The 22,610-nt window shown below is 63.6% G+C and carries 22 protein-coding genes; 11 read left to right on the top strand and 11 right to left on the bottom strand.

Annotated elements, in window-relative coordinates:
* The first annotated feature begins 103 nt into the window (after positions 1-103).
* Both E5162_RS07085 and mdoH read left to right on the top strand, forming a co-directional pair.
* On the top strand, positions 104-1,648 hold the full coding sequence (locus E5162_RS07085) for a glucan biosynthesis protein G (protein WP_206751072.1): 1,545 nt from the start codon (positions 104-106) through the stop codon (positions 1,646-1,648).
* Positions 1,641-3,734: a glucans biosynthesis glucosyltransferase MdoH gene (gene mdoH / locus E5162_RS07080; RefSeq protein ID WP_206751071.1), complete on the top strand. Its 2,094-nt coding sequence runs from the start codon at positions 1,641-1,643 to the stop codon at positions 3,732-3,734. The genes E5162_RS07085 and mdoH overlap by 8 nt, the downstream gene beginning before the upstream one ends.
* A gap of 317 nt (positions 3,735-4,051) precedes the next feature.
* Here the strand turns inward: mdoH and E5162_RS07075 are convergent, their stop codons facing one another.
* Both E5162_RS07075 and E5162_RS07070 read right to left on the bottom strand, forming a co-directional pair.
* Positions 4,052-4,519: a Dps family protein gene (locus tag E5162_RS07075; RefSeq protein ID WP_135944355.1), complete on the bottom strand. Its 468-nt coding sequence runs from the start codon at positions 4,517-4,519 to the stop codon at positions 4,052-4,054.
* A 121-nt stretch (positions 4,520-4,640) separates the two neighbouring features.
* A complete protein-coding gene (locus tag E5162_RS07070) occupies positions 4,641-5,849 on the bottom strand; it encodes a pyridoxal phosphate-dependent aminotransferase (protein ID WP_135944353.1) in 1,209 nt (402 codons plus the stop codon).
* A 230-nt stretch (positions 5,850-6,079) separates the two neighbouring features.
* On the opposite strand from E5162_RS07070, the gene E5162_RS14750 reads away from it, so the two are divergent.
* The 3 genes from E5162_RS14750 (at position 6,080) to E5162_RS07060 (ending at position 8,442) form a co-directional block, all read left to right on the top strand.
* Positions 6,080-6,238 carry a hypothetical protein gene (locus E5162_RS14750; RefSeq protein WP_158291227.1) on the top strand — a complete coding sequence of 53 codons (159 nt, stop codon included), beginning with the start codon at positions 6,080-6,082 and terminating at the stop codon, positions 6,236-6,238.
* A 69-nt stretch (positions 6,239-6,307) separates the two neighbouring features.
* Positions 6,308-7,378, top strand: coding sequence for a hypothetical protein (locus tag E5162_RS07065; RefSeq protein ID WP_135944351.1), 1,071 nt, complete (start codon positions 6,308-6,310; stop codon positions 7,376-7,378).
* A gap of 41 nt (positions 7,379-7,419) precedes the next feature.
* Complete coding sequence (locus tag E5162_RS07060; protein WP_135944349.1) at positions 7,420-8,442, top strand: threonine aldolase family protein; 1,023 nt, start codon at positions 7,420-7,422, stop codon at positions 8,440-8,442.
* Here the strand turns inward: E5162_RS07060 and E5162_RS07055 are convergent.
* A complete protein-coding gene (locus tag E5162_RS07055; protein WP_135944348.1) occupies positions 8,439-8,969 on the bottom strand; it encodes a response regulator in 531 nt (176 codons plus the stop codon). The genes E5162_RS07060 and E5162_RS07055 overlap by 4 nt on opposite strands.
* A 144-nt stretch (positions 8,970-9,113) precedes the next feature.
* On the opposite strand from E5162_RS07055, the gene uvrB reads away from it, so the two are divergent.
* The gene (gene uvrB, locus E5162_RS07050; RefSeq protein ID WP_233342058.1) at positions 9,114-11,333 is read left to right on the top strand and encodes an excinuclease ABC subunit UvrB; all 2,220 of its coding nucleotides are present in this window, start codon (positions 9,114-9,116) and stop codon (positions 11,331-11,333) included.
* 81 nt (positions 11,334-11,414) lie between these two features.
* Here uvrB and E5162_RS07045 read toward each other — a convergent pair whose 3' ends face one another.
* Both E5162_RS07045 and E5162_RS07040 read right to left on the bottom strand, forming a co-directional pair.
* Complete coding sequence (locus tag E5162_RS07045; protein ID WP_135944346.1) at positions 11,415-12,842, bottom strand: hypothetical protein; 1,428 nt, start codon at positions 12,840-12,842, stop codon at positions 11,415-11,417.
* Positions 12,808-13,698, bottom strand: coding sequence for a hypothetical protein (locus tag E5162_RS07040; protein WP_233342057.1), 891 nt, complete (start codon positions 13,696-13,698; stop codon positions 12,808-12,810). The genes E5162_RS07045 and E5162_RS07040 overlap by 35 nt, the downstream gene beginning before the upstream one ends.
* 300 nt (positions 13,699-13,998) lie before the next feature.
* Here E5162_RS07040 and E5162_RS07035 point away from each other — a divergent pair, with 300 nt between their 5' ends.
* Both E5162_RS07035 and E5162_RS07030 read left to right on the top strand, forming a co-directional pair.
* Positions 13,999-14,682, top strand: a complete 684-nt coding sequence (locus tag E5162_RS07035) for a helix-turn-helix domain-containing protein (protein WP_135944343.1) — start codon at positions 13,999-14,001, stop codon at positions 14,680-14,682.
* A 341-nt stretch (positions 14,683-15,023) separates the two neighbouring features.
* A complete protein-coding gene (locus E5162_RS07030) occupies positions 15,024-15,332 on the top strand; it encodes a GIY-YIG nuclease family protein (protein ID WP_135944341.1) in 309 nt (102 codons plus the stop codon).
* An 18-nt stretch (positions 15,333-15,350) separates the two neighbouring features.
* Here the strand turns inward: E5162_RS07030 and E5162_RS07025 are convergent, their stop codons facing one another.
* From E5162_RS07025 to E5162_RS07000, 6 genes are all read right to left on the bottom strand, one after another.
* Positions 15,351-16,250, bottom strand: a complete 900-nt coding sequence (locus E5162_RS07025; RefSeq protein WP_233342056.1) for a LysR family transcriptional regulator — start codon at positions 16,248-16,250, stop codon at positions 15,351-15,353.
* A gap of 78 nt (positions 16,251-16,328) precedes the next feature.
* Positions 16,329-17,591: an ABC transporter permease gene (locus E5162_RS07020; RefSeq protein WP_135944340.1), complete on the bottom strand. Its 1,263-nt coding sequence runs from the start codon at positions 17,589-17,591 to the stop codon at positions 16,329-16,331.
* On the bottom strand, positions 17,588-18,307 hold the full coding sequence (locus tag E5162_RS07015) for an ATP-binding cassette domain-containing protein (protein WP_135944338.1): 720 nt from the start codon (positions 18,305-18,307) through the stop codon (positions 17,588-17,590). Before E5162_RS07015 ends, E5162_RS07020 begins: the two co-directional genes overlap by 4 nt.
* Positions 18,308-18,373: 66 nt before the next feature.
* The gene (gene trxB / locus E5162_RS07010; protein WP_135944336.1) at positions 18,374-19,375 is read right to left on the bottom strand and encodes a thioredoxin-disulfide reductase; all 1,002 of its coding nucleotides are present in this window, start codon (positions 19,373-19,375) and stop codon (positions 18,374-18,376) included.
* Positions 19,376-19,452: 77 nt separating this feature from the next.
* Complete coding sequence (locus tag E5162_RS07005) at positions 19,453-20,376, bottom strand: mitochondrial fission ELM1 family protein (RefSeq protein WP_135944335.1); 924 nt, start codon at positions 20,374-20,376, stop codon at positions 19,453-19,455.
* Positions 20,376-20,933: a MarR family winged helix-turn-helix transcriptional regulator gene (locus E5162_RS07000; protein WP_135944333.1), complete on the bottom strand. Its 558-nt coding sequence runs from the start codon at positions 20,931-20,933 to the stop codon at positions 20,376-20,378. The genes E5162_RS07005 and E5162_RS07000 overlap by 1 nt, the downstream gene beginning before the upstream one ends.
* An 89-nt stretch (positions 20,934-21,022) precedes the next feature.
* Between E5162_RS07000 and E5162_RS06995 the strand changes: the two genes are divergently transcribed.
* The 3 genes from E5162_RS06995 to E5162_RS06985 are packed head-to-tail and all read left to right on the top strand — an operon-like array spanning position 21,023 to position 22,547.
* Positions 21,023-21,736, top strand: coding sequence for a hypothetical protein (locus E5162_RS06995; protein ID WP_135944331.1), 714 nt, complete (start codon positions 21,023-21,025; stop codon positions 21,734-21,736).
* A 5-nt stretch (positions 21,737-21,741) separates the two neighbouring features.
* The gene (locus tag E5162_RS06990) at positions 21,742-21,984 is read left to right on the top strand and encodes a hexameric tyrosine-coordinated heme protein (RefSeq protein WP_135944329.1); all 243 of its coding nucleotides are present in this window, start codon (positions 21,742-21,744) and stop codon (positions 21,982-21,984) included.
* A 14-nt stretch (positions 21,985-21,998) separates the two neighbouring features.
* On the top strand, positions 21,999-22,547 hold the full coding sequence (locus E5162_RS06985; RefSeq protein WP_135944327.1) for a redoxin domain-containing protein: 549 nt from the start codon (positions 21,999-22,001) through the stop codon (positions 22,545-22,547).
* Positions 22,548-22,610 lie beyond the last annotated feature (63 nt).

Here is a 22,610-nt window from a genome sequence, read left to right as displayed (position 1 = left end):
GCGGCCTCGCCGCAGACATGCCCGATTTACCCGTATTGTGCGCCCCGGGCTGAGCGACGTTCACGGGGGAACGATTCGCCGGAGTGGAGGCTGAGCTAAAGTCGTGACTGAGACGTCCAAACCTGACGCCGGCGCTGTGTCGCGCCGTTCGCTTCTGGCTGCCGGGGCCGGGGGGCTGAGCGCCCTTCTTGCCGGGCCCGCCTTCGCCCTGCAGGGCACGGGGGAGCGCTTCTCGAGAGAGGGTGTTGTCGCGCTGGCGCGGGCGCTGGCTGCGCGTGCCTACGTGCCGCCCGCCCCGATGCCTGAAGCGCTTTCCACGCTGGGTTATGATGCCTATCGCGCCATTCGCTACAAGCGTGAGGCAGCGGTATGGGGCCGGTCGCCGACGCGCTTCTCTATCGAGATGTTCGCCCCCGGCTCGGTCTATGCGAACGGCGTGGATATCCAGATCGTGGAAAACGGGGTGGCGCGTCCGGTTCCGGCCAATGCAGACGCGTTCGAGACCCCCTCCGAGGAAGTCGCTCAGCTGCTCTCGCGAGTCGGACAACTCGCCGGCTTCCGGCTTCACTTCCCGCTCAACCGTCCCGAGATCGCCGACGAGTTCGTCGTGTTCCAGGGCGCGAGCTATTTCCGGGCGGTCAGCCGCGGGCAGCATTACGGGCTGTCGGCGCGCGGGCTTGCCATCGATACCGCCGAGCCAACCGGCGAGGAATTCCCGATTTTCCGGACCTTCTGGATCGAACGCCCGTCGGCCGGGGTGGACTCCATCGTGGTCCACGGCCTGCTGGACAGCCGCCGGGTTACCGGCGCGTACCGGTTCGGGATCTATCCCGGGGCGACGACCCAGATGGAAATATCCGCCACGCTGTTCCCGCGTGAGCGTCTGTCCCATGTCGGGCTGGGTTGCCTGACCTCGATGTATATGCACGGGCCGATAGATCCCCCCGCTCAGCCCGACTACCGCCCGGCAGTTCACGATTCGCTCGGACTGGCGATTGAGACCGGGCGGGGCGAGCGGCTGTGGCGCCCGCTCTCCAATCCGCGTGCGCTCCAGATGAGCGCGTTTTCCGACCGCAGCCCGTCCGGCTTCGGGCTGGTCCAGCGTACGCGTGATTTTGGCGCCTATCAGGATCTCGAAGCGCGGTACGAAACCCGGCCCTCGGCCTGGGTGAGGCCGCGCGGCGACTGGGGCGATGGCCATGTCCAGCTGGTCGAGATTCCGTCGTCGCACGAAGGCAATGATAACATCGTGGCCTACTGGCGACCGCGGGAGGGCCTGCCGGCCAACGCGGCCTTCGAGTTTGCCTACGATCTGTCCTGGCCAAACCAGGTCAGCCTGCCGGGGCGTCTCGGCGAGGTCACGCGCAGCGCGGTGGGACGCACGCTCGACCGCGGGTTGCCGCAAATGGTCATCGACTATGCCAATCCGCGCCGGATCGCGGCGGACCAGGTCCGCATCGAGGCCTCGGCGGGCCGCGATCTGCCTGTGCAGTACACGGTGGCCGAGAATGCGCGTACCGGAGGCTTGCGTGTGTATCTGACCTTCGAACCGCGCGATGCGCAGACGGTCGAACTGCGCGTGCGCCCCTTCGCGGGTGAAGACCCGATCGGTGAAACCTGGCTCTACCGGTGGACGCCCCGTGGCTGAGGGCAAGCGTGCGTTGCCACCCGAAGACCCGCTCGAGATGCCGCGCGGGCGCGTGCATGACGCGTTCACTCGCGCACCGGGGTGGGCGCTGCCGCGTCGAATCGAACTCTATCTGGCGCGCACGGTCCTTTTCCTGGCCAGTTTCACGCTGACCGCTTACGGCGTTTATGAACTCCATGCAGTGATGAATGTTGCGGGCGGTCTGACGCTGACCCAGTGGGCATTTCTGGTCCTGTTCACGATCAGCTTTGGCTGGGTCGCTTTCTCCGCCGTTCAGGCCGTGCTGGGTTTTCCGGCGTTGCTTGCCGCGCGCCGGACGCAGGCGGAGGGCCCGGTCGCCAAGACGGCAATCCTGCTGCCGGTCTATAACGAGGAGCCCGCCCGCATCGCGGTGGCGCTGGAGGTCATGATCGGTGACCTTGCCCGCGACGCCCCGGACCGCTTCGCCGTCTTCCTGCTCGCCGATACCAACCGCCCCGGGGCCTGGGTGGAGGAAGAGGCGATCTTCTCGCGTCTCATCAGCCAGGCGCCGGAGGGGTGTCCGGTTTATTATCGGCGCCGCTCGGACAATGCCGAGAAGAAGGCGGGTAATATCGCCGACTGGGTTCAGCGCTGGGGCGCTGGGTACGAGGCCATGCTGGTGCTTGACGCCGACTCGGTGATGGGCTCGGGTACCGTTATGTCGCTGGCGCGGCGCATTGCGGCCGACCCCCAGCTTGGCCTGCTCCAGACAATCCCCCGGATCGTGCGCGCCCGCACCCTGTTCGGCCGGCTGCAGCAATTCGCCAACCGGTGCTACGGCCCGGTCTTTGCCGCCGGGCTGAATGTCTGGCACGGGCGGGAGGCCAATTACTGGGGTCACAACGCGATCATCCGGACGCAGGCCTTCGCAGCCGCAGCCCGCTTGCCCATCCTCACCGGAAAGCCACCGTTTGGCGGACCGGTGATGAGCCATGATTTCATCGAGGCGGCCCTGATCCGCCGGGCCGGCTGGCGGGTCGAGCTGGCATTGGATCTCACCGAAAGCTACGAGGAGGCCCCGCCGGCATTGTCGGACGTGATCATCCGCGACCGGCGGTGGTGCCAGGGCAATATGCAGCACGCCCGCTTCCTGTTCGCCAGAGGCCTCAGCCTGGTCAGCCGCATCCATATCGTCATGGGCATGATGAGCTATATCAGCGCGCTAGTCTGGCTTGCGCTGATCGCCACCGGCCTGGTGCTGGCGGTCCAGGCAGAACTGAGCGAGCCGGATTATTTCGCGGAGCCGGGCCTGTTCCCGACCTGGCCGGTCTTTGATTCCGAACGCGCGGTACAGCTCTTCATCATCGCGATGGCAGTCGTGCTCGTTCCCAAGGTGCTGGGCTGGCTCTCGATCCTGGTCAGGCCGCGTCACATGATGCGCTACGGCGGCCCGGTGGCGCTGACCGCGTCGGTTCTGGTCGAGACGCTCATGAGCGCGCTCTATGCTCCGGTAATGATGCTGGCGCAGGCCAATATCATCCTCGACATCGTCCTCGGTCGTGATTCTGGCTGGCGTCCGCAGCGGCGCGATGGCGGGGCGATCGCCTTCACGGCTGCAGTGCGCGCCCATGCCTGGCATTTCATTACCGGCCTCGTTCTGGCTTCGGTCACGCTGGGCATCAGCCCGGGACTTTTCTGGTGGACCTCTCCGGTGACTGCGGGCCTGCTTCTGTCGCCAATCCTGTCATGGATCAGCGGAATGCGCGCAATCGGTTCGGGGCTGTCCGCGGCGGCAATCCTGAGGACCCCCGAGGAGCGGCCCCGGCGGGCACCGGTCATGGACGCTATGCAGGAGCGGCTCGGCATCTGGCGCGATGCAGGCGGCGCTGACTCCCTGCCGATGCTGGTGGCCGATCGCGGTCTGCTCGCCTTCCATTGCGCGCAACTGACCGACCCCGCACCTGGGCGATACGTCGAGGCCGAGATCCTGGCTGCCGAGAAGATCCGGCGCTCTCGGAATCTGGACGAACTGAGCGATTGGCTCACCGCTACCGAGCAGATGGCGGTGCTCAACAATCGCGATCTGCTGATGCTCGCGGCGCAACTTGGCGAAAAGCCGGCGTGACCGCGCGATCGTGACAGCTTTGCGTCAAACGCGCGGCTGAAGTGTTGCAGCACCGCAAAAATGCATAGCGGGCTTTCTTATTCGTCTGTTGTAGAATTGGGAGCGCGCCTGCATATACCCGTCCAACAACGGCGTGGCGCACTCCTCCCCTTCAGCGCCCCGTTGTTTGAATGCGCATACCGTCTCCTCCCCGATAGGGTATGCTAAACTGGGCCGGCCACCGCTGATGCGGGGCCGGCTCTTTTCTTTTCAGGCCATAAAAAAAGACCCCGCCGCGGGTCGCGCGGCGGGGTCTTTGCCTCAGCATGAGTTCACGCTCAGCCTGCCGTAGCGCGCAGCATCCAGGCGGTCTTCTCGTGGAAGCTGACCCGGGGCGCGACAAGGTCGGCTGTGGCCTCATCGTCATGCTCGGCGGCCAGGGTCAGGACTTCGCGCGCAGTCCGCACGACCTGCTCATGACCTTCGACAAGATTTTTCACCATCGTTGACGCGTCCGGCGTGGACGAGTCGAAGGTGATAGAGGCCGACTTGGCCATTTCGTCGTAGGAAATCGGCGCCATGTAGCCGAGTGCGCGCACGCGTTCGGCGATGTCGTCGGTCGCCTGCCAAAGCTCGGTGTACTGCTCTTCGAACATGGCGTGCAGGTCGTGGAAGCGCGGACCCGTCACATTCCAGTGGTAGGCATGCGTCTTGAAATAGAGCGCGTAGGTGTCTGCCAGCAGGCGGGCAACGGCCTTGGCCATCTCTTCGCGCTGGTCTTTCGACAGTCCCATATTGATATCCATGATCGTCTCCTTTCGATCCTGCGCGAGGCGCAGGCTAACTCATCTGCCATCTACAATGCATCAGCGCGATCAATCGATCCAACTGATAATAACCCTAAAACCTATAAAGGTTTTCGATGCCCTAGGTGCAAGCGCGGCAGAACGCCACAAGTCGCTCGCTTGCGTCCTTCACCAGGTCGTCCGAGGTGGCGTAGGAGATGCGGAATCCGGGCGCTGCGCCGAAGGCCGTGCCCGGCACGACGGCGATCCGTGCTTCGGCAATGAGCGCATCGCAAACATCGAGATCGGTTTCGAGGACCTTGCCGTCTCCGCTCGTCTTGCCGATGAGGCCGGCACAGTCGGCGAATACGTAAAACGCGCCTTCGGGAATCGGCGCCTTGAGGCCCGGTGACGTCCCGATCGCGTTCATCACGACATCGCGGCGCGCCTTGAACTTCGCATTGCGCGGCGCCAGGAAGTCGTGCGAGCCGTTCAGAGCCGCCACCGCCGCCCACTGACTGATCGAGCACGGGTTGGAGGTGGTCTGGCTCATGACCTTGCCCATCGCCTTGATCAGCGCCTCGGGGCCGGCCGCGTAGCCGATACGCCAGCCGGTCATCGCATAGGCTTTGGAGACACCGTTCATCGTCAATGTGCGATCATAGAGATCGGGCGCGACCTGGGCGATCGTGACGAACTCGAAGTCGTCATAGACGAGGTGCTCATACATATCGTCGGTCAGGATTAGCACGTCCGGATAGCGGCGCAGCACGTCGGCAAGCGCTTCCAGGTCGGAGCGGGAGTAAGCCGCGCCGGTCGGATTGGACGGTGAGTTGAGCACGACCCAGCGCGTGCGCTCGCTCAGTGCCGCCTCGAGCGCATCCGGCTTCAGCTTGAAACCTTGCTCCACGCTGGCCTCGGCAAAGACCGGGGTCGCGCCGCACAGCGCGACCATTTCGGGGTAGCTGACCCAGTAAGGTGTGGGAATCACGACCTCGTCGCCTGCATTCAGCGTCGCCGCGAACGCATTGTAGATGACCGGCTTGCCGCCGGGCGAGACATTGACCTGCGCAGGCGTGTAGCTCAGGGCGTTATCGCACTTGAACTTGTCGACGATGGCCTGCTTCAGCTCCGGAATCCCGTCCACCGGCGTGTATTTCGTCTTGCCGGATCGGATCGCCTCCATCGCCGCGTCCTTGATGTGGTCGGGCGTATCGAAATCGGGCTCACCCGCACCGAGCCCGATAATATCAATCCCCTGAGCCTTGAGGTCTCGCGCCTTCTGGGTCACCGCGATGGTGGCAGAGGGCTTTACGCGCGACAGGGCATCGGAAACAGGGATTTGCGTCATGGAGGTCGTCTCGCTGTGAGAGGAGGGCAAGGCCGGAGAGGCACGAGCGGACCCTACTCGTTTCGTCGGGGAGTCCACAAGCGCGACAGAGGGACGTTCTGCCTCCAAATGGCCTTCTTTTTTCCCGTTTGCGCCACGATGCGGACGTCAAGCTGCCGCGCGTGGAACCGAGTGTGTTCAGGTACGGTTCATGGACCGGCCGGATTTTTCCGGCATGAGGAGACGCTGACATGGCAAAGTTCGAACCCACTCGCGCCCGGGCAGCCGCGGCAAGACAGACCTCGTCGCACGGAATGGTCTCGCTTGGCTTCGCAGTTCTCGCTTTCGTGATCTGCTTCACGCTCTTTGCCCAGACCGCTGCCGGCTCGTCCAGCCTGTTCTCCGGCTAGGAGCCGCAGCGCCCAGCGACAATTTCAATTGAAGCCGCTTCCGGTCTCGCTCATGTCATAGGCGTGGCAATGAGACCGAAGCTTCGTCTGCCGGCCCTGAGCGAGGACCGGATGGCACGCCGCACTCTGGCGGGTGTGGCCACCGTGCTTGTGCATGGCGTCCTGCTCGCATCGATCCTGGCTGTTCCCCTCTACCAATTGCCTGACCGGTCCGCCGCGCGCAGCGCTGGCGGGACACGCGGGCAGGTCTACACCATCTCCGGCATCAACGCGCAGACCGATGCGCCCTTGAACGAACCCCAGATCGGCAGCCAGGAGGGCGACGGCTCCGGTGAGGGAGAGGCGGGTGGCGAGCCCGGGCTTGAAGACGCGCCTGCCCGGACCTCCGCCGAGGCCGAGGATGCCGAGCCGGCACCGGATCCGGATGCGTTCGACGCCGCCACGCCGGAGGCCGGCGAAGAGACGGCCGTGACCGGCGATCGGTCGGAGGCCGACGCTGCAACTGAACTCCTGACCGCGCCGGGAAGCGGCAATCGGGGCCTGCGCGAGGGCGAAACCGCTGCCGCCGCATCAGGAGGCATACCGGCAGCACGTCCCGACCGCGCGCCCGCCAGTCCCAATCAACCGGTGCGCACGACGCAACCCGGGGAGACGCAGGCGCCCGGACCGGTCGAGGCACCTCCCAGCTTTGCCGACATACTCGCGCGCGTTGATCCGACGCTCGACCCGGAGGATTTCCTGGTGCGGGCGCTGGAGGGCGACACCAGCGGGGCCGTGCGTGAAAGCCTTTGCCTGTCGAGTTCGGAGGCGACGCTGCAGGCGGCCGGCTGCCCGGACGAACCCAATCCCGCGCAGGGCGCTCTGGCGGCCTATGGCTTGTCGAGGCCGGGCGAATTGCCGCCGCAATTCCTGATCGATCTCGACCGCCTGGCGTTCCAGCTCAATCAGCTGGGCGCGAATCCGTCGCGGATAGAGGCGTTGATGCTGGGTGTGGCCGATGCGCGGCGCCGCGAGATCGAACGATCGCCGCTGGAGCGTCAGATGGGGCGCGACACGCAGGCCGGGAGCCGGGACAATCTGGGCGTATCCAATCCGTTCGGCAATGAGGGCATTCCGATGCCCGACGACCCGGATGGATAGAGTTATTGACCTGACTGGCGGGCTCGGCATCCTTTGGTCCCATGAATTTCCTGTCCGACACCACCGCGCCTGCCCATCCAGCGATCCTGAAAGCCCTCGGCCAGGCCAATGAGGGCTTTGCGGCCAGCTATGGCAATGACGAGGTGTGCGAACGCGTCACCGAGCGGTTGCGCGAAATCTTCGAGACGGATCTCGAAGTCCTGTTCACGACCTCGGGTACGGCGTCGAACGCGCTGGCGCTGTCCGCGCTGGCGCAGGCGGATTCGATGATCCTGTGTCACGAGGAAGCCCATATCCAGCGCGACGAGCGCGGCGCGCCGGAATTCTTCACACGCGGCGCCAAGCTGCTGCCCCTGCATGGCAAGCATGCGCGCCTGCGACTGGATGGCTTGCACAAGGCGCTGGCCGAATGGCCCGCCGATTTCGTGCACAGCACCCCGCCTTCGGTGTTGAGCCTGTCCCAGCTTAACGAGGCCGGCTGCACGTATGCGGTCAACGATGTGCGCGCGCTGGCGCTGGCGGCGCACGAGCGCGGGCTTTTCGTTCATATGGACGGGGCCAGGTTCGCCAATGCGCTCGTCACCCTGGATGTCAGCCCGGCAGAGATGAGCTGGAAGGCCGGTGTCGATGCGCTGTGCCTGGGCGCCACGAAGAACGGGGCGATGATGGCCGAGGCGGTCATCCTGTTTCCGAGCGTGAAGGACCGGCTGGGCGAGCTGAAGGCGCGTCAGAAGCGGGCCGGGCACATGCTGCCCAAGATGCGCTTCGTGGCGGCGCAGTTCGAAGGCTGGCTGGCCAACGATCTGTGGCTGGAGCTGGCGCGCAAGGCCAATGCGAACGCGCGCCGCCTGTCGGAGGGCCTGTCGGCGCTGGAGGGCGCGTCGCTGGCCCACCCTGTGGAGGGCAATGAAGTGTTTGTCCACCTGCCCGAACCGGTGATCGCGAGACTGCGCGAGGCGGGAGCGGGCTTTTATGCCTGGCCGGACGGCTCGGCGCGCTTCGTGGCGAGCTGGTGCACGACCGAAGACGAGGTCGAGACGCTGCTGGCCGCCGCGCGAGTTTAGCCGAAATCGACGCTGTCGGCCGGGTCCTGATTGGCCTCGTCGGTCGAGCGGCGCCACGGGCCGGTATAGCGCGGATCCTGGCGCCGGCGGCGGTCCGGGCCGAAATAGCCGGTGGCTTTCACGAAGCGGCGCGGCCTCTCTATCAGGCTGACGAGGCGGTTATAGACGTCCACCGGACGCACCGGCTTGGCCAGGTATTCGTTCACGCCGGCATTGATCGCTTCCATGATGCGCGAGCGGTCAGTGTGACCCGACACCATGATGATGGGGAGATATTTGTTCGGGCTGTCCGACGCGGTGCGCACCAGGCGGGTGAATTCCAGCCCGTCGACATCGCCCAGCATGTAGTCGACCAGCGCGAGATCCGGGTTGGAGTTGCGCATCGCCTCGAAGGCGTCGGCGGCGTCGCGCGCCTCGAACACCTGACGCACGCCGAAGCCCTGCAGGATTTTCCGCAGGATGGTCGACATGTGCGCATTGTCCTCGAGGATGAGGATGCGGATCCGTTCAAAGCTGGCGTTCGACATGCTGCCCCGGTAGCCCGGTCACGCCGGCTGGACCTGCCGGCAAAATGGGTTCGGCCCACACTGCCCCGGTCAGCGTTAAAGCTTCCTTTCGGCGGTGCGGTACAGGCCTCGAAATTCTGCGCGCGGCCCTCCATATTGACGTGCATGGCCAAGTTGAAAACCGACGATTCCGCCCTCGTGCCCGCGACCGAAGAGACCGAAGCCGAGGGGCTCGGAGGCATGGCCGACATGGGCCAGGCCGAATTCATCCGCGAAGGTAATGCCCCCGAAGCGCTGCGCGGAATCTCCGACCCGCTGAGCCTGCCGGCCAACTGGACCCCGCACAGGCCCGACCGGCCGGAGAAATCGGAAGGGGGGAAAACCTTCCAGATCGTCTCCGAATATGAACCGACGGGCGACCAGCCGGCGGCGATCAAGGAGCTGGTGGAAGGGATCGCCCAGCAGGAAAGCGACCAGGTTCTGCTCGGGGTCACCGGCTCGGGCAAAACGTTCACGATGGCGCAGATCATTGAAAAGACACAGCGTCCCGCCCTGATCCTGGCGCCGAACAAGACGCTCGCGGCCCAGCTCTACGGCGAATTCAAGAGCTTTTTCCCCCATAACGCCGTGGAATATTTCGTCTCCTACTACGACTACTACCAGCCCGAAGCCTATGTGCCGCGCACCGACACCTACATAGAAAAAGAGTCCTCCATCAACGAGGCCATCGACCGGATGCGCCACGCCGCCACGCGCGCCATCCTGGAGCGCGACGACACCATCATCGTGGCCAGCGTCAGCTGCATTTACGGCATCGGCTCGGTGGAGACCTACACCGCCATGGTGTTCGACCTGAAGGTCGGCGACAGCGAGGACCCGCGCGACGTGATGAAGAAGCTCGTCGCGCTGCAATACACCCGCAACGACCAGGCCTTCACCCGCGGCACCTTCCGCGTGCGCGGCGACACGCTGGAAATCTTCCCCGCCCACTATGACGATTTCGCCTGGCGCATCTCCTTCTTCGGCGACGAGATCGAGGAGATTACCGAGTTCGAGGCCCTGACCGGTAAGCCCACAGGCTCGCTGGAGAAGGTGCGCGTCTACGCCAACTCCCACTATGTCACGCCGCGCCCGACGCTGAACACCGCGATCAAGTCGATCAAGGCGGAGCTGGAACAGCGCCTGGAGTGGATGGAAGCCAACGGCAAGCTGCTCGAAGCCCAGCGCCTGCAGCAGCGCACCGAGTTCGACATCGAGATGCTGGAAGCCACGGGCAGCTGCAACGGCATCGAGAACTACTCGCGCTACCTGACCGGGCGCAAGCCGGGCGAGCCGCCCCCCACCATGTTCGAATACCTGCCCGACAACGCGCTGGTCTTCGTGGACGAAAGCCACGTCACCATCCCGCAGCTCGGCGCCATGTTCAAAGGCGACTTCAACCGCAAACGCACGCTCGCCGAGCACGGCTTCCGCCTGCCCAGCTGCATGGATAACCGCCCCCTCAAATTCGAGGAATGGGAGGCGATGCGCCCGCAGACGCTCCACGTCTCGGCGACGCCCGGCAAGTGGGAGATGGAGCGCACCGGCGGCGTCTTCACCGAGCAGGTGATCCGCCCGACCGGCCTGGTCGATCCCCCCGTCGAGGTTCGCCCCGTGCAGGGCGAGAACCACTCCCAGGTCGACGACATCATCGAGGAGGCGCGCAAAACGGCCGAGGCCGGCTATCGCACGCTGATCACCACGCTGACCAAGCGCATGGCCGAAGACCTGACCGAATACATGCACGAGCAGGGCCTGAAGGTCCGCTACATGCATTCGGACGTCGACACGGTGGAGCGCATCGAGCTGATCCGCGATCTGCGCCTGGGCGTCTATGACGTGCTGGTCGGCATCAACCTGTTACGCGAGGGCCTGGACATTCCCGAATGCGGCCTGGTCGGCATTCTGGACGCGGACAAGGAAGGCTTTTTGAGGAGCGAGACCAGCCTGATCCAGACGATCGGGCGCGCCGCGCGCAATGCCGACAGCCGCGTCATCCTCTATGCCGACCGTATCACCGGCTCCATGGACCGCGCCATGAAGGAGACCGAGCGCCGGCGCGCCAAGCAGATCGCCCATAACGAGGAACACGGCATCACGCCGACGACCATTGTGCGCGGCATTTCCGACGTGCTGGAAGGCGTAATGGAGAAGACCGCCAAGGGAAGAGGCAAACGCGCGGCGGACCGCAAGCGCGCCCTGGCCGAGGATCAGGCCCAGTTCGAGCCGAACAACCTGAAGGCCACGATTGCCGACCTGGAAAAGCGTATGCGCGAAGCCGCGGCGAACCTGGAGTTCGAGGAAGCGGCGCGGCTGAGGGATGAGTTGAAGAAGCTGGGGGAGTGAGGCGGCAACTCAATTTTAGGCTGGATGAATGATGCATCAAAGGATAGAGCAAGATACATTTTCCATTTTTTGATGCTTTTATTACAACAGCCCAGCGAGCGAAAGTCCGGCGATTAGGGATTTAAGCCCAATTGCTACTGTCGTTCCATCCGCTGCTACCGAAAGCCATTTTTTTGCCGCCTCTCCCAATTTCTTGGCGTTTGAGTACGATTTTTTATTTTCTAGTTCTTCTGATGCTGCCTTGAATGTCAGGGCCTCTGGAGAGCCTTCTTTTTCAGCCAATCCCTTTAAAGATTTTACCTCATTTAGTATGTCTCTCGATATTTCTACCTCTTGGTGAATATCACCTGTGTTCGCATCTCTCCCAGCATTGACGCCGATATTAGTTTGGCCATGAAATTCTTGCTTAGTCATCTGAATTACTCCTGGAAGAAGCCCAGAAACACCGTTCATTTCTCGATGATCAATCTGGATAAGCTTGCCATAAAAAGACCCGCCTTGGGCTGCGACCTTAATCTTCGCCCGTACGATTTTGTCCTCTGTTTCGCGATAAAGCGCTAAGCACCTTTCTTCATAAGCCCTAGCCTCGTCCGCGAAGCTGGCCATGTGTTCGATTATGGCGGTCCGCACAAACTCATCGTCTTCCCGATCCAACCAATTAACAACGAACGCGTCCAACCCATCGAACCAGACCGGTTTAAGTGCGTTCGCAAGGCCTAACCGGGCGTTTGGGCTAGGGTCTGATATAATCTGATTTAAAATGTCAGAATTTCGTTCTACTGCTTCAAGATCGGATCCGAATAGAAAGTAGGTCCACTTTCTGATTTCCGGAGCACGTGCCCCAACTTCGTCGAACGCAAACCCAAGATCTTGAAACTTAAAATCCGCTCTGCGCCCCATCGTGTAAATCGAGTACTGCGCCACTTCGCCAACATGATGACCATTGAGCGCAATAAGTTGATTTTTTTGATTGAATTTTGGATTGAAAATCTCATCACCGCCGCGCCGGGTAGCCATGCACAGACACGCCCAACGCAAAGCCACTTCATCTGCTCTATCGATGTCGACACGCGGTAAGTCACTAGGCAATGACGCATGAGGGTTCGCAAATGCGAATCCCATTAGTGCCAAGTGGTCCTTGGGCAATATTTTTGAGGTAAACGCCTCTTCACGTTCGTCGGGGCGCGCAATCTTCTGGAAGGCTGCCATTGCCCAGCTAAATAACTCGCTCCCTGGCTCAAGATCAGAAAGAAGGCTTTTTATATGCGGAAGGTCTTCGCGATTTCCGATCTCAACAAGCGCTTTTAACGCCCAACGGCGCACCTCAAACTCGTCGCTTCGCGTAAGGTAAACAACGTATACTCTGAGGTCTTGAGGGCGCGGGAGAATGTAGCCGTCCTGGGAAAGCTCACAGATCTTTTTCAATGCTGCGCGTTGCTGGAATGCGTTCCCCGCTTGCAACATTAGCCGTATTTCAAGCGTCCCATCCTCGCTCAGTTTTCTGCGCATGGCCAGAAAAAATCCGATTTTTTAGTATGCTGGATTTATAAATTAGCTCATTTGACCAAGGCTCATAGTTGGTCGATTCAGCATTTAATTGCTCGCTATCTACCCATCTCAGCCCACTTACTGGGCCAAACCTTAACGAGGGATCATATTCGCTACCAAAGTTCACCATGACAATCAATGCAATCATGGATCGATAACTTGGCCGGTTGCTTAGCCAAATTGCACCACACAGGTTTGTTTGGGTGGGATCCTGAAGGCGGAGCATTACGCTTTCAGGCGGGCTGAGGGTCTCCGCGATGGACCGAAGTGCGGCCTCACGAACACCGTAGGCTGTCCCATCGAATAGCGATAGGTCGTCCTCTTTAACGCGTGTTACCAAGCCTACTGATTTTCCAGAACCTAACCCTAGAAAGGCGCTACTCGGATAAGAATTCAACAAAATCCGACCGCAATTATAGATTACGGTTAAAGAGCATACCTGAACGAGGTCGCGATCAATATCTAAGTGCTTTGCATGTACATGCTTAGATTCTGATAGAAGTGAAGAAATGTCGCTCGCTTTTCTTATTTCCGATGCGCCGTGAGTTAGCTGTTCCCTTTTTACACAAAGAACGCGAAAATTGCTTAACTGTTCCGCTCGCACAGGTGCCGGAAATTCATACTTATATTCCTGTGGGATATTTGGATCTTTCTGGAGAATTCTTAAAAAGAATCGCCCAGGCGATGTGCGTACAAATGCGCTGTTCTGTCTGTGCAATAGTATATCTTCTGAAAGTCTGGCCTGCAGCGTTTTATGCTGCGTTTGTCCATAAAGGTGATCTGGCACGAAATCGCGCAAATATGCTTCGCGAAGCATCTCCGCGCTAGAGAGTGGCTTCCTCGTTTCGGCGAGTACCGCGCGAGCGATAGCTAGATAAGAGTCCATTGATCCACCCCGAGAGGAAAACACTTTTAGCGCTTGGAATGCCGAATCCTCAACCTCGAGGGTGGAAAATGTGTGAATATCGTCAGGCGTAATCTCCCGTGTCGACCTGGGACCGTCTTTCTCCCGTTATTTGCGCCAGCCTACTGGGCGCGGTCGCCACGCATCGCAGGGAAGGCAAATGACAGCGTCCCCTTATCCCCGCCCCGCCCTCACACCCCCATCCTTCCCGCCATGGGATATTTACGCTCCGAGGATGAACGCCTCGACCTGATCGCTGCGGCGCGCGCGATGCGCGAGGCGGGTCATGAAATGCATGTGATTGCCGCCGAGGTCGGGGTGCCGGTCTCCACCCTCTATCGCTGGGCGGCCGAGGGTGGCTGGCGGGGCCAGGACCTGGCTCAGGCCCGGGTGCGCGAGGTGTTCGCGCGCCAGGCGCGCCTGAACGCCGCCGCGCCGGCGGGGGGCTCTGCGTCGCCTGACGGGGCCGGCTGCGCCCCGGCCGGCGAGCCGGACGAGGGGCAGGAGGACGATGACGGCGGGACCGGTGAGTCCGGGGAGCCTGGCGGCCCCGCCGGAGCGGACGGGACGGCGCCGGCCACCGCGATGAACCCGCTGGAGGCGCGCGCCGCCGGGGAGCGGGCCATGCGCGCGGCGCTCGCCCTGATGGAAGAGGGGGAGCTGAAACACGCCGCCGAGCTGATGCGCCTGGCCGAGCGCATGCTGGTCGTCTGCCGGATGCTGGCCGGGGCGCCCGACTATTTGGAGCCGGAGGAAGAGGACTATCGCGAGATTCTGGGGCGGCGCATCGAGCGCATTGCCGCGTCGCATGCGGCCAGGGCGGCGGAAGAGGGCTACACCTTTCCGGACTGGTGGTGGGGGGAGAAAAAGACCGGCCCCGAGTCGTGCCCAGAGTGACCCTTCCCATGGTGTCATTCCGGGCGAGTGAAGCGAGAGCCAAGGACCTCGTGAGGGATGCGGGCTCGCACCTGTCACCCGCACGAGGCCCCGGAGCGCCTGCGGCGTCCGGGGTGACAGTTTTGGTTTTTGAGTTCGGGTGACAGGGGATCTGTGCTCATTGAGGTTCCCACTCCGTGTCATCCCGGCCGAGCACAGCGAGAGCCGGGATCTCGTGAGGGATGCTCGCTCGCACTCGTCACCCGCGCGAGGCCCCGGGTCTCCGCTGCGCTTCGCCCGGGGTGACAGTTTTTATTTTTGAATTCGGGTGACAGGGGCGTCAGGCCCGTGAATATCTGAGAATGGATCGCTATAGCGTCTACATCCTCACCGACCGGCCGCGCGGCGTGCTCTATACCGGTGTCACCTCCGACCTGATCCGGCGGGCGGCCGAGCACCGCGACGGCGTGGTGGGCGGATTTACGCGGCGCTACAACGCAAAAATCCTCGTCTGGTATGAGATGCACGCCGATGTCGAGGCGGCGATCCTGCGCGAGAAACGCATCAAACGATGGCGCCGGGCGTGGAAGCTGGAGCTTGTCGAAGCGATGAATCCGGGCTGGCGCGATCTCTGGTTCGACGTTACCGGACAGGGGCATGCGCCGGGCTGACCCGCTCGCGCACACCCCCTACTGTTCCCAGCGTTTGACCTCTTCGATGAGGAATTCGCGGAAGGCGATGACGCGGCGCGAGCCTTTGAGCTCCTCGGGGTAGACGAAGAAGGTCTCGAAGGCGGGGCCGTCAATGTCGGGCAGGACGCGGACCAGATTCTCGTTCTCGCGCGCGACATAGTCGGGCAGGCCGGCAATCCCCAGGCCCGCCTCGGCAGTCTTCATGATGGCGTTGATCGTGTTGGCCTCGATCACGGCCTCGCGCGGCTTGGCCCCCTTCTCCCGGCCCAGCACGAGATGCCAGTTCAGGTTCGGGATGGGCGCGAGATGGCGCGGCCCGTAGGCGACCATGTCGTGGCGGTCCAGCGCCTCGATGGAATCCGGCAGGCCGGCGCGGTCGAGATAGGCGGGGCTGGCATAGAGGTGCTGGTCGACATCCATGAGCTTGCGCTGGATGAGGTCGTTCTGGGTCGAGCCCCAGGGCCGGATGGCGACGTCGGCCTCCAGATTGGCGATGTCGAGCTCATGGTCGGCCAGCAGCAGGCGCAGCTTGATCAGCGGGTAGAGGGCGCGGAAGCGATAGAGGCGCGGGGCGAGCCAGAGCGCGCCGAGCGCGGTGGGGGCGGTGACGCGGAGGAGCCCGGTGGGCTCGTCGCGGCTGTCCTGCACCTGGGCCTCGGCGAAGGCGACCTTGGCGGCGATGTCCCTGGTGGCCTCGAACAGGAGGCGGCCGGGCTCCGTGGTCAGCAGCCCGCGCGCATGGCGGTGGAAGAGCTTGACCCCGAGCTCGGCTTCCAGCGCGCTGATCTGGCGGCTGACGGCCGACTGGGAGAGGTGCAGGGCGTCGGATGCGCGCGTCAGCGAGCCGGCCTCGGCGGCAGCGTGGAAGGTCTTCAGCTTGTCCCAGTCCAGCGTCATGCGCGCCTCTCCCCGATCGGCCCGTGGCGGCAGCGGTTATCATCCGCCGTCCGTTCAGGACCGGTCAGACCCCGATGGTCAGACCCGAATGGTCATACCGTCGGCCAGCGAGTTGCGGTAGGCCCGCCAGGCGGGAAACGCACCCAGAAGCGCGGCGGCGCCGGTCACTGCGGCCACAATGGCCAGATCGTAGAGGCCCGGCCAGAGCTGCGCGATCAAAATCGCGTAGCGCGCTTCCAGCACGGGGGCGAGGACGGCGAGGAGGCCGTAGGTCAGGGCGGTGCCCAGCACGGCCCCGGCGAGCGCCAGCAGCGCCGCCTCGCTGACCAGCAGGGCGAAGATATGATGCGGCCGGGCGCCGAGCGCGCGCAGGATCGCCATCTCGCGCCGGCGCTCGTTCAGGCTGGTCAGGATGGCGGTCAGGATCGACACCAGCCCGGTCAGCACCACGAAGGCGGCAATCAGGGTCAGCGTGGTTTCCGCCGCCCCGATCACGCTCCACAGCTGGACCAGCGCCATGCCGGGGATGATCGCCTGCAGGGCTTCGTCGGGATAGGTGTTGACCTGGCGCTGCAGGCGCAGCGCGGCGGCCGGATGGTCCAGCCCGACCAGGAAGGCGGTGATCTGGTCGGGTTCAGCGTGGGCGTGGTCGTCTTCGGTGTGGGCGTCTCCGGCGTGATCCTCCCCGGGCCCCGCCCCGTCATGGATCGCGTCGAGCCCGTCCAGCCGCACGAAGACCGAGCGGTCGACGGGCGTTCCGGTCGGCGCGAGGATGCCGGTCAGCGTGAACGGATTCTGGTCGTGCTGGACGAAGCTGAACTCCCCGCCGCCATGGGCGACGATCAGCTCGCCGCCGACCTCATAGCCCAGCTCGTCGGCGACGCGCGCGCCGATCACCGCGCTGAACGTGTCTTCAAGCGGACCGCCATTCTCGAATTCGAGGTCGCGGCGATTGGCGTATTTGTAGTGCTCGAAGAAGCGGTTGTCGGTCCCTACCACGCGGAAGCCGCGATGGGAGTCGCCCAGCGAGATCGGAACCGTCCAGGCGACCGAGGGCGCGCCGGACACGGCCTCATAGCTCTGCCAGCTGATCGCATTGGTCGGGTCGCCGATATGGAAGATGGAGTAGAGCAACAGATTGATCGGGCTGGAGCGCGCGCCGACGATGAGGTCGGTCCCCGAGATCGTGTTCTCGAAGCTCGCCCGCGCGCCGTGGCGCACTTTCTCCACCCCCAGGAAGAGCGTGACCGAGATGGCGACGGTGAGGGCGGTCAGCAGGGCCGTCGCGCGCCGGTTCAGCACCGAGCGCAGGGCGAGGCGGGGCAGGGGGAAGCGGCTCATGCGGTTTCTCCCGTGCCGGCGCGGTTGATCTCGGAGAGATCCAGCGCCCGGTCGAAATGAGGCGCCAGCCCGCCATCATGGCTCACGAAAAGCAGGGCCGCCCCGCTGCTCGCGCATTCCTCCAGCAAGAGGGCGATGAAGCGGTCGCGGCGGTCGGTGTCCAGCGCGCTGGTCGGTTCGTCGGCCAGGATGAGTGAGGGCTGGCCGATCAGGGCGCGCGCTGCGGCGACACGCTGCTGCTGGCCGACGCTCAGGCTGCGCGACGCGGCGTTCCAGTACTCTGCGGGATCGAGCTCCAGCCGGCTCAGGAGACGCCGCGCATCGGCGGCCGGGCCGCCATTGACCTTCGTGGCCCGCGCGCGTCCGGCCGAGAAGCGGCAGGGCAGCATCACATTCTCGCCCACCGGAAGGTAGGGCAGCAGGTTGAACATCTGGAAGATGACGCCGAGACGCTCCGCCCGCGTCTGGTCGCGCGTGGCCGCGTCGGCATGCGCCATGTCGGTGCCGAGCGCTTCGATCCGCCCGTGCGAGACGTCCAGAATGCCCGCGATGACGCCGAGCAGGGTCGATTTGCCGCTTCCCGACGCGCCGCGCAGGAAAACGCGCTCACCCGGATCGACACGGAATTGGGCGATATCGAGAACCGGAGGCGATTTGCGCGCGTAGGCAAAGCGCAAATCCTCGATCAGGACGGCTGGCGTAGCGGACTGGGTCATACCGGTGTCGATACCGCGACCGGCCCGCTACGCCAAATGAAACTCACGCAACGTTATAATATATCGCTACGCCGCGTCGGTCTTCTCTTTCTCCGCCGCGTCCGGCTCGGGCTCGCCCGCCGCTTCACGCGCCGCGAGATAGCGTTCGGCCTCGAGGGCGGCCATACAGCCCATGCCGGCTGCGGTCACGGCCTGGCGGTATTTGTCGTCGGTCACGTCGCCTGCCGCGTAGACGCCGGGAATGGCGGTCTCGGTGCTGTCCGGTCTGGTGACGAGATAATTGCCCGGCTTGGTTTCGAGCTGGTCGATGAAGAGCTCGGTTGCGGGCGCATGGCCGATCGCGATGAACACCCCGTCGGCGGCGCGTTCCTCGGTCTCGCCGGTCTGCGTATTTTTCAGGCGCACGCCGGTGACGCCGGGCATCGGCTTGTCCTGGCCCAGGATCTCATCCAGCTCGCTATTCCAGACGACCTCGATCTTGGGGTGCTTGAACAGGCGGTCCTGCATCACCTTTTCAGCGCGCAGTTCGTCGCGGCGGTGAACCAGCGTCACCTTCTTGGCAAAGTTGGTCAGAAACAGTGCTTCTTCGACAGCGGTATTGCCGCCGCCCACCACGAAGACTTCCTTGTCGCGATAGAAGAAACCGTCGCACGTGGCGCAGGCCGACACGCCGAAGCCCTGATATTTCTGCTCGCTTTCCAGGCCCAGCCATTTCGCGCTGGCGCCGGTGGCGATGATGACGGTGTCGGCGGTGTAGACCGCGCCGCTATCGCCGACGAGACGTTTGGGCGTCGCCTTCAGGTCCGCCTCGACGATGATGTCGCTGACCATGTCGGTGCCGACACCCTCGGCCTGGGCCTTCATCTGCTCCATCAGCCAGGGCCCCTGTATGGGCTCGGCGAAGCCGGGATAGTTCTCGACATCGGTGGTGATGGTCAGCTGTCCGCCCGGTTGCAATCCCGCGATCAGCATGGGCTTGAGCATGGCACGCGCCGCGTAGATGGCGGCGGTATAGCCGGCAGCGCCCGACCCGATAATGACGACTTTCGCGTGGCGCGACTCGCTCATGGCTGATCCTCTCTCATGATTTCGGTCCGAACCTGACGGGATTCGCGCCAGGTCCTGACCGATTTGACCGTTGATGTTCAGGAGTGGGATTTCGCGTCGAGAATTTCAAGCACGCGCTGCGCCGCGCGCCCGGTTTCGCGAAGCGGGCGATAGCGCCACCGGTCCAGTCTTCCGAGGAAAGGGCGCACGGCTCCATAGGCCTCAAGCTCGGCGTAAAGGCGCCTGAACTTGCCGGGATCGCCCGCGACCGGCAGGCGAAACACCGGCTTTCCGGTCGCCGCGGCCTCGGTCAGCATATTGGTGGAATCCTCGGTGACGAAAATCCAGTCGGCGCCGTCAAGGAAGGCAAAATACGGGTTCGGGGCGCCATCCTCGTGAAGCCAGACACCCTCATCATGTGAGAACCGCTCCCGAAGCGCATCCTTCAACGCGTCCGGGGTGCGCCGCGAGACGGTAATCAGCAGCGCCACATCGCAGGCGCGCAGGAAGGCCAGGCGCTCGATCAGATAGGTATTCACCGCTTCATCAAACCGGTGGTGCCGGGAGTCCCCGCCGATCAGCACGGCGGCGCGGGGCGTACCGAAGCCGGCCATGCGCGATGCGAACGGGGCCGCGCCTTCGGCCAGGCGTGACGGCGTGATCCGGTTGGCGGAGCCAAGGATGGAGAACACGTTCGGCCCGTCCAGGCGGTCATGGCGCGGAGGAATGACCAGATCGAAACGCGCCATGTTTTCGCGCGGATGCTGGATATAGACCATCGTGCAATCAGGAAAGGCGCGCCGGTGGACCTCGCTCGCGCGCACCGCGGCCCGCCCGCAGCCAATCCAGACCTCGGGCGCGATCGGTCCGGGGTCGGGAATCGGTCCGGTTCGCGGGACATGGACCGGCATCAGGCGCAGCGGCGTCAGGTCGCTCAACGCCTCGGCCAGGCCCAGAGCCTGATTCTCGATCCCGCGGCGTCCGTCGGAGACGATGAAGCACGTGCGTTCGGTTTGGGACATCAAGCGGTCGTCTCCTGTTCGATGCAAATCTGTTCACTTTCCTCCCGGGACAGTGGCGCACGCAACAGGGCGCAGAAATACGGTGCGCCCTCACGATGTCCGCGCGTGAAGTGCCGGCAGGTTCGGCATGCGCCAAAGGCCCGCCCTCCACGACGGGCGAGCATTTCCGTCATGAGCCGTTCTAAAGATGTGCTCAGCTGATCGCGGGCTTCAGGCGGCATTGCGGCCAGGCTGGCGTCGAGATCGGTCAACGGATCGTCGGCGAGCAGGGTCCGCCCGGCGGGAGTCAGGTCCAGCTTCACGCCGCGGCGGTCGCCATCTGCCGTCGTCTTTTCAATCAGCCCCTTTCGTTCGAGCGCCTGCAGCGTCTGGGACACCGTTCCCTTGGTCACGCCCAGAAACCCCGTCAGCGCCCCTGGGCTGCGGGAAACCCGGTTGGCCCGGGCGAGGAAGCGAAGGGCTTCCCACTGAGTGGGTTTGAGACCGCTGGCATGTGCGTCGTTGTGGATGACGCGCGAGAGGCGTTCAAGCAGCGCAGTGGCGGCGAAATCGGACATGTTTTTTTGTATCGACTAAAAACAATTCTTGCAAGAGCGGCCGAGCGTGCTATGAGACAGTATCGACTCGATACTAAAGGAGAAAACTCATGAAACGCTTGACCCTCGCCATCATGCTGGCAACCGGCGCCGCCGGTTCAGCGTCCGCCCACCCGATCGAGAGCGAGGTGAATCCCGATATCCCGCCAGCCTTCGATGTCACCAGCACACAAGCCTCCACCGACGGTCGCCTCGTGACATTCGCCATGGAAGTCGCCGGCGTCGCGGGCAGTGTGAAGCCGTCTCCGACGGGCCAGCTGACCGGCGCCCGGGTCGAGGCCTATGTCTGGCCCACCAGCCTGGATCCGGACGCCGTGGGTTTCGATGCAGACTCCGGCATTCTGGCACTCGCGATCACGGCACATCCTGATTTCGATGACACGCCACTCTTCGATGAGGACCAGGATGGCGACCCGAACAATGACGGCGCCGACTGGCACTCGCACTGGGTGGTTCTGACCGAAGATGTCGCCTGCGGCGCAGGCCTGAAAGTGCGCGATGTCTCCCCGGGCCAGGACCTGCTGCCCGCTACCGCGCCCGGCCTGCCCATCGCCCTGGACAGCCCCGGCATGAGTCCGGTCCTCGATGGACGCCTCGCACGGATTACCGTGCCGGTGGCCGGTGCTGAAAACGTCTCGTTCGACGCCGTGACCGCTCAGTTGCAGGTCAACGAAACAGGGCAAGCCCCATTGCTGTGTGTCACTGGCGTGCATGACATCGCATCCGGTGACCTCTCGATGCCCGGCAAGGTCATGGCGGAGTAATCTCGATGACGGATATGCTCTCCGGCTTTCCGGATAGCCTTGTCGCTCCAACGCCGGAGGCGGGTTTCCAGCTTGCGATCAAGCTGTCCCGCCTCGGCGTGAAGGCCACGCAGCCGGACGCGGAGGTTCTGAACCGGCTACGCCCGAAATACTCCAGAGACGCCGATGCGCTGATCGCCTCGAGTCAGGTGGTCGCCATCCACTATCAGACCATCGCCGCGGCCAATGATTATTGGCGCGAGTTCTGACGAGGATCGCCGCAATGAGACTCCGCCCCGCCAAGCCACTGCAGACGACCGAGTGGCTCAATGTACCGGAACCGGTCACGCTCGAATCCCTGCGCGGCCGGGTCGTCCTTCTGGAAGCGTTTCAGATGCTGTGCGCTGGCTGCGTATCCCATTCGCTGCCGCAGGCCATGCGCGCGAGGGAGTTGTTCAGTAAAAGCGACCTGGCGGTGATCGGTCTGCACACGGTGTTCGAACATCACACGGCGCAGGGGTCGAAAGAGGCGCTTGCGGCTTTCCTGCATGAATACCGGATCACATTTCCGGTGGGAATCGATGCGCCGCCGGATGGCCGTGGGCTGCCCAGGACCATGACGGCCTATCAGATGCAGGGCACACCGACGACGATTCTCATTGATCGCCAGGGCAATCTGAGAAAGCAGAAATTCGGGCACACTCAAGACATGCTGATCGGCGCGGAGATCATGGCGCTCTTGCGGGAGGACGGGTCACCGGTTTCCGGGCAGCAGCAAGCGGCCGCTGACAATGGCTGCACGCATGATGGCTGCGCTGCGCCGACGCAGTAACACGTCAGGCAAGCGCGCGGCGCGAGCGGTCATCGCAGCGCAAGGGCGGCGGTATCAAGACGA

Origin of the sequence: Marinicauda pacifica, from assembly GCF_004793635.1 — a bacterium.
GTDB classification, from domain to species: Bacteria; Pseudomonadota; Alphaproteobacteria; order Caulobacterales; family Maricaulaceae; genus Marinicauda; species Marinicauda pacifica.
Note: the sequence above shows the minus strand (reverse complement) of the source record. Positions and strands in the feature narration are given on the sequence as shown.